Source organism: Gluconobacter sp. NFX36 (assembly GCF_049887835.1).
Lineage (GTDB): Bacteria > Pseudomonadota > Alphaproteobacteria > Acetobacterales > Acetobacteraceae > Gluconobacter > Gluconobacter japonicus_A.
This window is the reverse complement of the sequence record NZ_JAGEKJ010000001.1, coordinates 212461-226325: the sequence shown is the minus strand read 5'-3', so window position 1 is coordinate 226325 and position 13865 is coordinate 212461. Positions and strand designations below refer to the sequence as shown.

At 58.7% G+C, this 13865-nt stretch carries 14 protein-coding genes; all 14 read right to left on the bottom strand.

Features of this window, described 5'->3' with window-relative positions; all coding sequences use genetic code 11:
* Window positions 1–1359, bottom strand: coding sequence for a phosphoglucosamine mutase (gene glmM / locus J4P41_RS01085; protein ID WP_426065804.1), 1359 nt, complete (start codon window positions 1357–1359; stop codon window positions 1–3).
* 100 nt (window positions 1360–1459) lie between these two features.
* Window positions 1460–3364 carry an ATP-dependent zinc metalloprotease FtsH gene (ftsH, locus tag J4P41_RS01080; RefSeq protein ID WP_426065803.1) on the bottom strand — a complete coding sequence of 635 codons (1905 nt, stop codon included), beginning with the start codon at window positions 3362–3364 and terminating at the stop codon, window positions 1460–1462.
* Between the two features lie 168 nt (window positions 3365–3532).
* Entirely contained in the window at window positions 3533–4777 is a 1245-nt protein-coding gene (tilS, locus tag J4P41_RS01075) for a tRNA lysidine(34) synthetase TilS (RefSeq protein ID WP_426065802.1), read from the bottom strand.
* The gene (locus J4P41_RS01070; RefSeq protein ID WP_426065801.1) at window positions 4755–5633 is read right to left on the bottom strand and encodes a tetratricopeptide repeat protein; all 879 of its coding nucleotides are present in this window, start codon (window positions 5631–5633) and stop codon (window positions 4755–4757) included. Before J4P41_RS01070 ends, tilS begins: the two co-directional genes overlap by 23 nt.
* 155 nt (window positions 5634–5788) lie before the next feature.
* On the bottom strand, window positions 5789–6268 hold the full coding sequence (gene pal / locus J4P41_RS01065; RefSeq protein WP_010501078.1) for a peptidoglycan-associated lipoprotein Pal: 480 nt from the start codon (window positions 6266–6268) through the stop codon (window positions 5789–5791).
* A gap of 586 nt (window positions 6269–6854) precedes the next feature.
* Complete coding sequence (gene tolB / locus J4P41_RS01060) at window positions 6855–8219, bottom strand: Tol-Pal system beta propeller repeat protein TolB (protein WP_061932602.1); 1365 nt, start codon at window positions 8217–8219, stop codon at window positions 6855–6857.
* 16 nt (window positions 8220–8235) lie between these two features.
* A complete protein-coding gene (locus J4P41_RS01055) occupies window positions 8236–9231 on the bottom strand; it encodes a hypothetical protein (protein ID WP_023944900.1) in 996 nt (331 codons plus the stop codon).
* 12 nt (window positions 9232–9243) lie between these two features.
* Window positions 9244–9681, bottom strand: coding sequence for a protein TolR (gene tolR, locus J4P41_RS01050; RefSeq protein WP_010501072.1), 438 nt, complete (start codon window positions 9679–9681; stop codon window positions 9244–9246).
* Window positions 9682–9684: 3 nt separating this feature from the next.
* Window positions 9685–10428, bottom strand: a complete 744-nt coding sequence (gene tolQ, locus J4P41_RS01045; protein ID WP_010501071.1) for a protein TolQ — start codon at window positions 10426–10428, stop codon at window positions 9685–9687.
* A gap of 77 nt (window positions 10429–10505) precedes the next feature.
* Window positions 10506–10931: a tol-pal system-associated acyl-CoA thioesterase gene (gene ybgC / locus J4P41_RS01040; protein ID WP_426065800.1), complete on the bottom strand. Its 426-nt coding sequence runs from the start codon at window positions 10929–10931 to the stop codon at window positions 10506–10508.
* Window positions 10932–10957: 26 nt separating this feature from the next.
* Entirely contained in the window at window positions 10958–12001 is a 1044-nt protein-coding gene (gene ruvB / locus J4P41_RS01035) for a Holliday junction branch migration DNA helicase RuvB (RefSeq protein WP_015072339.1), read from the bottom strand.
* Window positions 11998–12600, bottom strand: coding sequence for a Holliday junction branch migration protein RuvA (ruvA, locus tag J4P41_RS01030; RefSeq protein ID WP_426065799.1), 603 nt, complete (start codon window positions 12598–12600; stop codon window positions 11998–12000). The genes ruvB and ruvA overlap by 4 nt, the downstream gene beginning before the upstream one ends.
* Complete coding sequence (gene ruvC / locus J4P41_RS01025; RefSeq protein WP_426065798.1) at window positions 12597–13103, bottom strand: crossover junction endodeoxyribonuclease RuvC; 507 nt, start codon at window positions 13101–13103, stop codon at window positions 12597–12599. The genes ruvA and ruvC overlap by 4 nt, the downstream gene beginning before the upstream one ends.
* Window positions 13100–13849, bottom strand: coding sequence for a YebC/PmpR family DNA-binding transcriptional regulator (locus J4P41_RS01020; protein ID WP_007282575.1), 750 nt, complete (start codon window positions 13847–13849; stop codon window positions 13100–13102). Before J4P41_RS01020 ends, ruvC begins: the two co-directional genes overlap by 4 nt.
* Between the last annotated feature and the right edge of the window lie 16 nt (window positions 13850–13865).

The window sequence follows — 13865 nt, the reverse complement described above, 5'->3', positions numbered from 1 at the left end:
TTAATGTCCCGTAATGGCGCGGATCGCATCGCAAACATGATCCACGACTTCTACCACAAGAGTTTCCTCTTCCGCTTCCGCCATAACGCGGATCAAGGGCTCAGTTCCACTCGCGCGCAGAACCAGACGCCCCCGACCGGCAAGGCGTTCTTCGGCCCAGGATTTTGCAGCAGCCAGTTCTGGACTACTTAAAGGGCTGACACCCGAATAACGCACATTCTTCAGAAGCTGGGGAAAAGGCTCGAAAACCTTACAGATTTCACTGGCGGGCTTCTTGGTTTCGACCGACACAGCCAGAACCTGCAATGCTGCAATCAGGCCATCGCCTGTCGTGGCATAATCGGACAGCACCATATGCCCGGACTGCTCACCACCGAGATTTCCACCAATTTCGCGCATCCGCTCAACAACATAGCGATCACCAACGGCGGTCCGCTGGAGTTCCAGACCTACTTCTGAAAGTGCCTTCTCCAGGCCCATGTTGGACATGACGGTCGCCACAACAGTCGTGCTGCGGAGGCGATCATGCTGCTTCCAGAATTTGGCAATCAGACCGAGGATCTGGTCTCCATCGACCAGGGTACCGTTCTCATCGGCGATCAGTACGCGGTCGGCATCACCATCCAGGGCAATTCCGAAGTCTGCCTTGTGCTCCTTTACGGCCGCACAAAGCTGCTCTGGATGGGTTGAACCCACACCGTCATTGATGTTCAGTCCGTCTGGAGAACATCCAATTTTAATAACTTCCGCTCCCAGCTCCCACAGAGCCGTCGGCGCTACACGATAAGCCGAGCCATTCGCACAATCGAGAACGATCTTCAGGCCATCCAGACGCAATCCGCGAGGGAAAGAGGCCTTGGCATTCTCAATGTATCGCCCCGCTGCATCATTCAGACGCGAGGCCCTGCCGATCTGCTCTGGAGACGCCAGACGCCCGGACAGGTCCTCACCCATCAGCGTCTCAATCTCACCTTCAACGTCATCAGATAGCTTGAAGCCATCCGGCCCAAACAGCTTGATACCGTTGTCTGTGAAAGGGTTATGGGAGGCTGAGATCATGACACCGAGATCAGCCCGGAGGGAACGTGTCAGCATAGCGATGGCAGGTGTCGGCAACGGGCCAACAAGAATGACATCCATGCCCGCAGACAGGAACCCGGCCACAAGCGCACATTCAATCATGTAACCCGACAGACGTGTGTCCTTGCCCAGCACCACACTATGCCGACGGCTTGGATTGCGCATGAAGTACAGCCCGGCTGCCTGTCCGAGTTTCTGGGCAACTTCTACCGTCATCGGCGCGGTATTGGCTGTTCCCCTGATCCCGTCTGTCCCGAACAGTGCCCTCTTGCTGGCCATGGTCATGAAATCCTGCGTGTCTCGATAGATAAGAAAAAGGCGCGACACCGAGGGGAAAGCCCCCTCAATGACGCGCCTGATGGTGCGGTTAACGGTCTGATTAGCCTGCCTGCGGGGCCGGATCAAACGCGCCTGGACGCGTTGTTGGCACAGAAGCACGGCGATTATCGGGCAACTGCTCATCATCCGAAGCGCGCTCGATGGCTTCCCCGCGCATAATGCGACCAACATCGTCACCAGTCAGCGTCTCATACTCAAGAAGCGCTGCCGTCAGGCGATGCAGATCATCAATATGCGTCAGCAGCAGCTCGCGCGCCTGCTTATAAGCCGTGTCGATGAGTGCCTTGATCTCCGTGTCGATCTCACGAGCCGTCTGCTCGGACAGGTTCTTGTTCTGCGTCACAGAATGACCCAGGAACACTTCCTGACCGTTATCGCCGTAAGAGATCATACCGAGCTTGTCGCTCATGCCCCATTCGGTCACCATCCGACGTGCCAGATCAGTGGCACTCTTGATGTCACCAGACGCACCGGCACTCACCTCTTCCGGGCCAAAGATGATTTCTTCCGCCACACGACCGCCCATGGCGATCACCAGACGGGCAAGGCACCATTTCCGGCTGTAGGAAATATTATCCTTCTCCGGCAACGTCATAACCAGACCCAGAGCACGCCCACGCGGCACAATCGTTGCCTTGTGAATCGGATCGCTACCCGGCGTAAAGATGGCGCAGATGGCGTGACCGGACTCATGATAAGCCGTGGAACGCTTTTCATCCTCGGTCATGACCATGGAGCGGCGTTCCGCCCCCATCATCACCTTGTCCTTGGCTTCCTCGAACTGAGCCATACCAACCGTCCGGCGTCCCTGACGGGCCGACATCAGGGCAGCTTCATTCACAAGATTGGACAGATCCGCACCTGAGAAACCCGGCGTTCCGCGAGCAATGACCTTCGGGTCCACATCAGAAGACAGCGGCACCTTTTTCATGTGAACACGCAGGATCTTCTCACGACCCGCCACATCGGGGTTCGGAACCACAACCTGACGGTCAAAGCGACCTGGACGCAACAGAGCTGGATCCAGAACGTCCGGACGGTTTGTCGCAGCAATGAGGATCACGCCCTCGTTGCTTTCAAAACCATCCATCTCAACCAGCATCTGGTTCAGCGTCTGCTCGCGCTCATCATTGCCACCGCCGAGGCCAGCGCCACGATGGCGACCCACCGCGTCAATTTCATCGATGAAGATGATGCAAGGTGCAGCCTTCTTGCCCTGTTCGAACATGTCACGCACACGGGATGCACCGACACCGACGAACATCTCCACAAAATCCGAACCGGAAATCGTGAAGAACGGAACATTGGCTTCACCAGCAATCGCGCGAGCCAGAAGCGTCTTACCCGTACCCGGAGGCCCAACGAGGAGAGCACCTTTGGGGATCTTGCCGCCCAGCCGCGTGAACTTCTGCGGGTCTTTGAGGAATTCTACGATTTCCTCAAGCTCAGCCTTGGCTTCGTCGATACCCGCAACATCCTCGAACGTCACACGACCGGTTTTTTCCGTTAGCAGACGGGCCTTGGACTTGCCAAAGCCCATGGCACGGCCACCACCAGCCTGCATCTGGCGAAACACCATAAAGCACAGACCAACCAGCAGCAAAACCGGCAGGTAAGCCCCCACATAGCGCAGGATCGGGCTTTCGCCGCTATCCATTGGCTTGGCGGTGACTTCCACACCCGCACTCGTCAGACGCGCCGGAAGACCCGGATCAATCGGCGCATACGTCTCGAAAGATGTGCCGTTCGTCAGTGTACCGGAAACATTCTGCTCCTGGATCACAACTGAGCGAACCTGATGTTCATCCACATCATGAATGAAGTCGGAATAAGCGATCTGCTGGGCAGCGTGCTGGCTTCCACCGGGCTGGAAGGCGGTCAGCACTGCCATTCCGACCATGATGATGACCACCCAGATCGCAACGTTACGGCCTAAATTGTTCATCTCGTTCTCTGTCGTCCTTCAGACTGTCTAACCGATGCAGCGTGGCTTCACCGTCTCAAACAGACCGACGTCATAGTCTGCGTTGACTTCATAACATAGGCGGTCCTGCCCGTGTTCCTACCCCATAGGGGAAAGGAAAACGCATTTCAGGGCATTTTGGTGCGCTTTTCATGTCATTGAACCCCTTTCTCCCGTCACAGGCACTCCTCCTGCCCAGACAAAAGGGACTGTCCCAATGCCCTCGAGAACATCAGGCAAACCGATAACCTGTCCATTCCTCCACAGAGCCGGGAGCGTTCTCAAAGCCGACACAGGCAGACGCAGACGTCTGGCATCCAACTGGAAAGCTCCCTCTCCCAGAGCGCCAATCATGCCGTCAGCAGGAAGAGCGTCTGCAGCGCCGCGCCATCGACCATCCCATAGCGCTCCGGCTTTTGCCGCGACCAAGCCTTCGACTGCCCGCTCCTCACGGACGAGCATCACACCGTCTCCGAAACGCCCTACCGGACTCACCATGACGCCTCCCAGCGTCCCCTGCCCACGCGACACAAGAGCCTGAACCTGCTCCCGAGACGGACGATATCTCCGCCCGGACACCAGGCGGATCAACGCTGCAATCGTGCTGTCCTTTATCCCGTCAGGCCTTAGATGAACCCAGCCTGCCGAATGCCAGACTGCACTTTCCGCCAACACGCGCGCCAGTTTCCTGTCTTCGGAACACCGCAACATCTGTGCCGCGACCTGCCATTCCCGCGCTTGATTCCGCTGAGCCGGTGACAGATCCTGTCGCCAGCGAACACGCTCAAAGCGCCTGTTCTGATTGGAAGGATCTTCAATCCATGCAAGACCGGCCGCACGCAATGTCGCGCGTAGCCGCTCTGGCGCCAGCATGAGGCAAGGTCGGACAATTCTGATCCGTCCCCGAAGAGCCACAGCCTCCATCCCGGCCAACCCGCTCGGACCACTGCCAGCATTCTGGCGCATCCAGACTGTCTCATCCTGATCATGCAGATGGTGGGCAACCAGCAGATCAAGACACCCCGCCTCAACGCAGGCCTCTTCCAAAGCTTCAAAACGCGCATCCCGCGCACGCTCCTGAAGCCGCCCTTCAGGAAAAGGCGCCAGCTTTAAAACATGCGCGTCAATGCCCATCACCTGGAGGCGGCTGGCTGTCAGGCGTGCCTCAGCAGCAGATTCGACGCGTAAAGCATGATCTACAACAAAAGCCACAACATGGTGTCGCCACCGTTTTGCCAACCACGCCAAGGCGAGGGAATCGCCCCCACCGGAAACAGCCAGCCCGACAGGAGCCTCTGCAACGTCGGGCAACCAAGGCCCGACATTTTCCATCAAGGCGGAAAACTCGTCCGCCCCGACAGGACTGTTCAGATCAGTGACAGGCAGCACGTCCACGGAACGTCGCAGCGGCAGACTTCACTCGAGGAGTTGGGGTTGGAAACTCGTCCTTCAGCTTGTCGAGCGCCTGACAAGCGGAGTTTTTGTCGCCCATTGCCAGAAGAGAGGCTGCAACACCCAACAAAGAGTCCTGAGCCTTGGGGGACTTCGGAGCTTTGTTATAGGCATCGTAGTAAGCAACAGCCGACTCACGATACTGCTTCTGCCCCGCAAGAGACTGGGCTAGCAGGAACTGGGAATCCATTTTCCCGGAAGCGCTTTTGGCCGTCTTGATGGCAAAGCGCGCATTCGTTTCAGCGTCGTCGTATTTGCCAGCCTTCAGTGCGGCGTTCCCAAGCTTCAGAGCTTCAAGAGCAGTCTTCGGTGCGGCATCCCCGGCAGCAGGCGCGTCAGATTCAACAGCTTTTGCACTCGGCGCAGCAGATACTGCGGCCGCCGGTGCCCCGCCCCCGCCGTTCTGAGACGCAAACTGCATGTCTGAAATCTGTTTGGACAGATTAGCCTGCGTTTCCTTCTGCGCGTTGGTCAACTGATCCAGTTCTCCACGCATCTGGCGGTTCTGTTCTTCAAGAGCCGAAACACGCTCCAGAAGCTGAGCCACCATATTTCCGTCTGCACTGTTTCCAGACGATCCTCGTGATGCTGAAGAACTCGGCGCAGGCAAAGGCCCACTGTTCTGAATCTGCGAAACCTGCTGCCGCAAAGAGGCAATTTCATCCTGAAGAGCAATCGCCTCACGGGAAGAAATCCCCCCGCCATCCGATGCGTCCTGCGCCAGAGCCGGCAGGACAGGGCAAAGCACAGAAAACGCCGTTCCGAGCATCAGTGCGCGGAGGGGACGGGACAGGGCCATGCAAGATCTCCTGAAACAGTTCAGCGCCCGGCCAGGGCGCCCTCTCGCAGTCGCCGGCGAGCACGGCAGTAGAGACAGTCATAAAACAGAAACGGCCGGGGGATAAGCTCCCCCGGCCGTTCAAACTGTCAGTCCGTCAAACGGATGACCCGGGTTCAGCGAACCGAGGTGATCGCGTTACGGTTCTGAGCCCATGAGGCTTCGTCATCACCATCAGCGGTCGGACGATCCTTACCGTAGGAGATCGTCGTGATGCGGGAAGCGCTCACGCCCTTGGCGACCAGATAGTCGCGAGCAGCGTTTGCACGACGCTGGCCAAGAGCAATGTTGTACTCTTCCGTGCCGCGGTCATCGCAGTTACCAGCAATCTGGATGCTGACCTGCGGATACTTCGCGAGCCATGCAGCCTGCTTGTCCAGCGTCGCGCGGGCTTCTTCGGAGAGCTGGGAAACATTCAGCTCATAGAAGATACGATCGCCAACATTGGCAACCAGATCAGCTTCGCTGCCCGGCGTCGGGCCAGCTTCCTGCGTAGCTGCGCCAGCACCGGTGCTGTTGCCCGTATCGGTTTTGCCATCGGAGCAGGCTGCGAGAACGAGCGCCAGACCAAGCGCACCAAACACCTTGAACTTCATGTGTCTCAACCCTGAGAACGGTTCCGTATCAGGAACCGAAATGCGGCATAATGCCGCGTTGTTCCGGACCCACACCTTTCATTCGGAACCGCTCAAGAGTCGCGTTGCAACTCCCAGCATGCCCCCTGAAAAGCACTAGCCACTAGCGCCCATACTCATGACTTAAATCCGGGGTCAAGCATCCTGTGAGGCATACCCCAGACGCCGGAGAACGATTCTGATTCGAAACCAGAAAACGCAACATAAATGTCACAGCTCTTAAATACGAATGTGGCGGAATTCTGCCAGTTGCTTTGCTGGACATCCTTTAAGCTCTTTATCACCATGCAGATGACGCACATCAGCCCAGCGCCGAATGCGGGACAGAATTTTCCCATCTTCTGGTGTGGCTTCTTCGATTTACAGAACATGCGATGGAACCATGTTGCCCGTGACAAGCGATCCCGGCTCAATCGACTCCATTTGACGGTCTGTCATCCGTCTTGATCAGGTCTGTAAACCTGCTCTGCATACCGAGCTTCTGCTCAAGACATTCGCGAGGAAAAACCTCCACGTCAGAAACCTGTCTGACGTAGAGGAAGCCTGTTCAGCCGTTCAGCGGAGACCAGGCTGGATCAGACGCGCCAGTTGCCGTCCGGATTGGGCGCTCATTGAAGCCCGTGATGTCGATTGTCCCAATACCCGACGCAAAGCCCGCACCACCCGCGCCCGAAGCGCTCTGACGGCAGAAAGCCAGCACACGACCATTCGGGCAGAACGTCGGCGACTCAACCGTGAAGCCCTGCGTCAGGATACGCTCACCCGTGCCGTCCGGATTCATGACACCCAGCGAGAAGCCACCATGACCAATGCGGGTGAACGCAATCAGATCCCCACGTGGCGACCAGACCGGTGAGCCGTACTGACCGGAACCATAGGAGATCCGGCGCGCACCGCCACCTGAAGCACCCATGATGTAAAGCTGCGGGCTACCGCCACGATCGGAGTTGAAGACGATCTGGCTACCATCCGGGCTGAAGCACGGGCTGGTATCAATCGCGCCACCAGAGCTGGTGATCTGGTGCTTGCTGCGAGATCCAAGATCGACAACGAAGATGTCTGACCCACCCCCACGCGTGGCAGACAGAACAACTCGGCTGCCATCAGGCGAGAAACGCGGCGCGAATGAGATGCCATCGAACTCACCCAGCATCTGCTGCCGACCAGAGCCAAGGTCGAACAGATACACACGCGGGCGGTTGTTCGCGTAAGACATGAACGCGACCTGATCGCGTGCCGGGTTGAAGCGCGGCGTCAGCGTCAGCCACTGGCCACCAGTCAGCATACGGGAGTTGAACCCGTCCTGATCCATCAGCGCCAGACGCGTAATCTGATGACGACGTGGGCCTGTCCGGGCGATGTAAGCGATACGGGTATCGAAATACCCCTTCTCCCCCAGCATCCGCTCATAAATCACATCAGCAATGATGTGAGCGATACGACGCCAGTTGGACGGAGACGCCGTATAAGCCGTGCCCTGAAGCTGCTCACCAGCCACAACGTTCCACAGCCGCATCTCAACGCGCACACTGCCAGAACCGACTGCGCGCCCAGCTACAGCAGCACGGGCACCCTGCGCCTTGAGGGCACTGAAGTCGGGCGTGGAACCCGGAGGCACATCACCGCTCATGACTTTGAAGAGACCCGTGCTCTCCAGATCAGAAGAAATGACGCCAGAGATCTGCTCGCCCATCCCGGCACCGAAGCTCGGGATTACGATGGGGATCGGCGCCTGACGGGCCTGATCCACGGTAATTTCCGCCTCACCTCCACCAGATGCCGCGGCACCCTGTGCAAAAGCAGACAATGGCGTTGCCAGAAGGCCACCAGCCGCAGCCGTGGCACCAAGAACAGAACGGCGCGACAGCAGCGCGCTCAGAGCATCAGCTTCGGAATCGGAAATGAAGGTCATGATGATTCCTCTAGGGTTACGGCCTGAAGACAAAACGCAGCTGATGCGTCTGGCCTAGCAGGTTGGAAGGAATGGGCAGATGGGCACAGGTCGGGCTCAGCACTGCATCGCGCGCACGCTCCGCCAGCACACGATAGGATGGGTCTGACGCCATCTTCGCTGCTGTATCTGGAGCATACTTCACAAGACGTGCCTCACCCGTTGCATCCACCGTCACAATCAGATGCGCGACAAAGCTCGCATAGTTCCGCGCTTCCGTGTCTTCCGTGTAGCAACGACGCACGGAACCACCGATCGCTTTCTGATCGGCCATGGACAGGGACTTGGTAATATCCCCGTTGGGAACACCACCGCCATCCGGCGCTCCACCCTGCGGCGGATTGGCTTTCGCCTTGGGCGCATGCGTCTGCTTCTGGTCTGACCGGAAGCTGTCCAGCGTCGCCAGCAGGGAATGACTGTCCGCCTGCGTATTCTTGGACGCATTCGGCTGGGTCATATGCGAGAACTTCGGCGTATCCGGCAGCTTGTCAGCCTTCTGCGTCTGCGGGCTCGGCGGGGCCACCATCGTCGACTTGGTCGGCGGGGATGGCTTCGGCGGTGACGCAGGCACAGGCTCTGGCGACGGCTCCGTGATCTTGGGCGGAAGCTTCGTCGGCGGCAGAGGCTGAGGCTTGGTCTCAGGCGCTGGCGGAACCGGCTGCGGCGGCGGTGGAGGCGGAGGTGGTTCTTCCGTCGGCGCCTTCAGAGGAGGCGTCGGGGACGGAGGAGCTTCGTTCTTCACGGGCGCAGGCGCAGGTGCCGGCTTGGGAGCCGGATGGTCAGCCTTGATAGGATGAGTGGGAGGACCAGCCTCCTCGAACTCCATCTGCACCGCCGGAGGTTCCGGCGGCTCAGGAGGTTTCTCGAACGGGATCCGCACCACCAGGTACAGGATCAGTGCCGCATGGACACCAACCGAACCCAGCAGCGCGTTGCGAAAGCGACGCCTGTCCGAACGACGTGGACGCACCACTGGCGAAGTCCTTTACTGGCCGCTCTGAGGCTGCTGAGCGAGCAGCGCCACATGCGTAAAGCCGCCAGACGTGATCTGACCCATGACCTGCATCACGCGGCCATAGTCGATATGCGCATCGGCACGAACGAAGATCCGATGATTCGGATCATTCTGGGACTGGACCTTGAGCTGGTCCACAAGCTGTTCCGGCGTGATCGGATCTTCGCCCAGATACAGCGAACCGTCATTGCGCAGCGAAACCGTGATCGGCTTCGTATCAGCATTGACCGGACTGGCATCCGTTTTGGGCAGATCAACATTGACGCCACTGGTCATCATCGGCGCCGTCACCATGAAAATGATGAGCAGCACCAGCATGACGTCCACCAGCGGTGTGACGTTGATCTCGGATGCCGGACGCCGACGACGGCCCCCTGCGCGCCCTCCTCCTCCAGCGGACATCCCCATGGATCAGGCCTTCCCGCTGGTCGTCTCGTCCGCACGCTCTTCGGACTGGCGGGACAAGATGGCGGCGAATTCGGTTCCGAAAGCCTCCATACGGTCCGCAAACTTGTCCGTGGAGTTGCTGAGAACGTTATAGGCAACATAGGCGGGAATAGCCGTCACAAGGCCGATAGCCGTTGCGAACAGGGCTTCGGAAATACCCGGAGCCACGACGGAAAGATTGGTATTGTGCATGGCAGCGATCGAACCGAACGCATGCATGATACCCCAGACCGTACCGAACAGACCCACGAACGGTGCTACCGGACCAATCGTTGCCAGAAAGATCAGGCGACGGCCCAGACGATCATTCTCGCGGGAAACGGTAATATTGATGGCACGGTCGATACGGTCCCGCACGCCGCCGCGCGCAAGATCGATCCCAACGATCCGTGCCGAACGACGCCATTCGCCCATGGCAGCCCCAAACACGGCGGCCATAGGGTGCGTCGGACGGGCACCATCGGATTCGTAAAGGTCGTCCAGCGAACCGCCGGACCAGAAACGGTCTTCAAATTCCGTCGCTTCACGATTTACGCGACGCATCAGAATGATTTTTTCCGCGATGATCGCCCACACGCCTGCACTGCACAGGACGAGCCCGATCATGACCAGCTTTACGACGATGGACGCGTGCAGGAACAGGTCCAGAGGCGACAGACCGGCCGCACCGACCGCCCCAAGCGCACTCGAACTTACCTCATGATCCACTGTTCTCTCCTGTCCAGATCCTGTCCCTTACGGGTCAGGTCTCTCCATTGCACTTCGTGAGGAAACAGGAAAGTGGGTCAGACCTCTCCAGCCTCGAGTTTTCGAACAGCATCACACCAGCGAGGCGGAATTTTGGCAGGTTTCATTGTTTCTGCAGAAAGGCACGCCAGTTCCACATCAATGACAACGGCGGTTTCGTTATCCTTTGAGAAATTCCGCACCGTCTGCTGAAGTTTCAGCCGTGTCGGCGTCATAGCCTCCAGCGCAGTCTCAATTTCCATTTCATCATCGAGTCGCAACGGAGAGCGATACCGGATGCTGGCCTGTCGGACGACGAAGGCCAGACCAAAATCATTCAGAAGTTCCGTGACGGACGCCTCCGCATCCCGCATGGCCTCGCTGCGTGCACGTTCGGCAAAGCCGAGATAGCGCGCATGATAGACAATCCCCCCGGCATCCGTGTCTTCATAATAAACCCGGAACCGGATTTTATGCGTTGCCATCAGATCCTCCGCTCATGTGCCCGGCTTCAGGCCGTCGTATCGTCATCGAGCGCAGAAAGGAGATCTACCTGGCTCGCTGGCGGGTTCAGCCCCAGATGGCGCCACCCCGCTTCACCCAGCATGCGACCGCGTGCCGTCCGAAGCACCATGCCTTCCTGGATCAGGTAAGGCTCAATGACATCTTCCAGCGTATCACGAGCTTCCGCCAGACCGGCTGCGAGCGTTTCAACACCCACCGGGCCGCCATGATGGTGTTCCGCAATCCGCACCAGATAGCGCCGGTCCATCGCATCCAGACCGCGCTCATCAACTTCAAGACGGGACAGCGCCGCATCCGCCGTGGCGCGATCAATGATTGGCTTCTTCGCCACCAAAGCAAAATCGCGCACCCGACGCAGAAGACGCCCGGCAATACGCGGTGTCCCGCGGGAACGACGAGCAATTTCCTCCGCGCCATCGTCATTCAGATGCACACCGAGCTTGGTCGCTCCCCGAGAGACGATGGCCCGCAGTTCATCTGGTGTATAAAAAACAAGTCGCAGAGGAATGCCGAAGCGATCCCGCAAAGGCGTGGCCAGCAGACCGGCACGCGTCGTCGCGGCAACAAGCGTGAATGGCGCAAGATCAATCCGGACAGATCGAGCCGCTGGCCCTTCCCCGATAATCAGATCGAGCTGAAAATCCTCCATCGCAGGATAAAGAATTTCCTCAATCGCAGGCTGAAGCCGATGGATTTCGTCAATGAACAGCACATCGCGTGGCTGGAGATTCGTCAGGATCGCCGCCAGATCCCCTGCCCGTTGAATAACCGGCCCAGACGTTGCCCGGAAACCAACACCCAGTTCACGAGACACAATCTGCGCCAGCGTTGTCTTGCCCAGACCCGGAGGGCCATGCAGCAAAACGTGATCCAAAGCTTCACCACGAGCCTTGGCAGCCTCGATAAAGATGGCAAGATTTTCCCGGCTGGCTTTCTGGCCCGTAAAATCAGCAAGGCTCTCCGGCCTTAATCCGCTCTCTGCAATATCTTCCGGCAGACGAGCCGGGTCCGTTTCCCGAAATTCGCTCATCGGGCCAGTTCCTTCAGGCAAAGACGGATGGCCAGATCAAGGCTGGCATTCTCGTTTTCAGCCAGAACACGACTCAGCACCGGCCATGCTTCGGTCCGACGGAAGCCGAGACCCGCCAGCGCCAGCAGCGCATCGTTTTCAACGCTTGGTCCGGTCACGATCCCCGGCATTGGTGCAGTAGCCCCGCCACCCGGCATCTTGGCAACCTTGTTGCGCAGTTCACTCAGAATACGGTCTGCAAGGCGCGGGCCGACACCAGCAGCCCGCGTCAAAGACCCACGGTCTCCGGCATTGATGGCCAGTAGAATTTCACCTGGCGAGTTGGCCGATAAAATGGTCAGGGCAACCTTAGCGCCCACGCCCTGAACCGTCGTCAGCAGACGGAACCACTCGCGCTCATCAGCGGTCCCGAACCCGTACAGCAGGATCGCATCTTCCCGGACGACTGTTTCAATCAGCAGACGTGCCACTTCAGGCGGATGCGGAACATTTCCCAGCGTGCGCGTCGAGGCGGACACCACATAGCCGACGCCATTGACGTCCACGATGCAGCGCTCGCCTTCAACCTGCCCGACAAGACCCGTCAATTGTCCGATCATGCCATTCGCTTCCCAAGAGCCACATGCGCCGCACTGGCTCGATGATGCGCGTGGCAGATCGCCACGGCCAGAGCATCGGAGGCATCTGCTTTATGAATAGCCACGCCGGGTAGCAGACGCTTCACCATCATCGTAACCTGCTCTTTCGTCGCCGCCCCGGTGCCGACCACGGATTTCTTGACCATCATGGCCCCATATTCCGCGACGGGCAGCCCTTCATAGGCAGGCGTCAGAAGAGCCACACCACGAGCATAACCAAGCTTGAGCGTCGAAGAACCGTTGCGGTTTACGTAAGTTTCCTCAACCGCAGCTTCAGCGGGAGCATACTCACGGATCAGAGTCTGGAGCTTCCCATGCAGCTCACAGAGCCGCAGGGGAACCGATTCCTGGCCATCCGTTGCGATTACACCGGAAGCCACATGCTTCAGGCGGTTGCCATCCACATCAATAATCCCCCAACCCATGAAACGCAGGCCGGGGTCTATGCCCATCAGACGGATCAAGCGGCGAGCGCCTGAGCCACGTCATCCGGAAGGTCGAAGTTGGCATAAACAGCCTGAACGTCGTCGTTGTCTTCCAGAACGTCGATCAGCTTCAGAACCGTCCGGGCCTTTTCCTCATCCAGCGAAACGCTGTTTTCCGGGCGCCAGTCCAGCTTTGCGGACTGCGGCTCGCCAAAGCGGCTTTCAAGGGCGTCACGAACCGCGAAGAAATTTTCCATCTCGCAAGTGATCTCGTGACCTTCCTCGGTCAGCACAGCATTGTCAGCACCTGCCTCAATGGCGGCTTCGAGCATCTCGTCTTCGGACGCGGCATCGACCGGATAGGTCACGACACCCAGACGCTGGAACATGAAGGACACCGAGTTCGATTCACCCAGCGAACCGCCATGCTTGGAGAACGCAGCGCGGACTTCTCCAGCCGTACGGTTGCGATTGTCCGTCAGGCCTTCGACAATGATCGCCACGCCAGCCGGGCCGTAGCCCTCGTAACGGACTTCCACATAATCTTCGCCGCCGGCAGCACCGGAGGCCTTCTTGATGGCGCGCTCGACGTTGTCCTTTGGCATGTTCGCTTCACGTGCGGCCGTAACAGCAGCACGAAGGCGCGGGTTGGATGCCGGGTCCGGCAGACCGGATCGCGCGGCAACCGTGATTTCACGCAGGATCTTGGCAAACTGCTTGGCGCGCTTGGCATCCTGCGCGCCCTTGCGATGCATGATGTTCTTAAATTGCGAATGACCGGCCATCGGTCGCTCCTTCCTC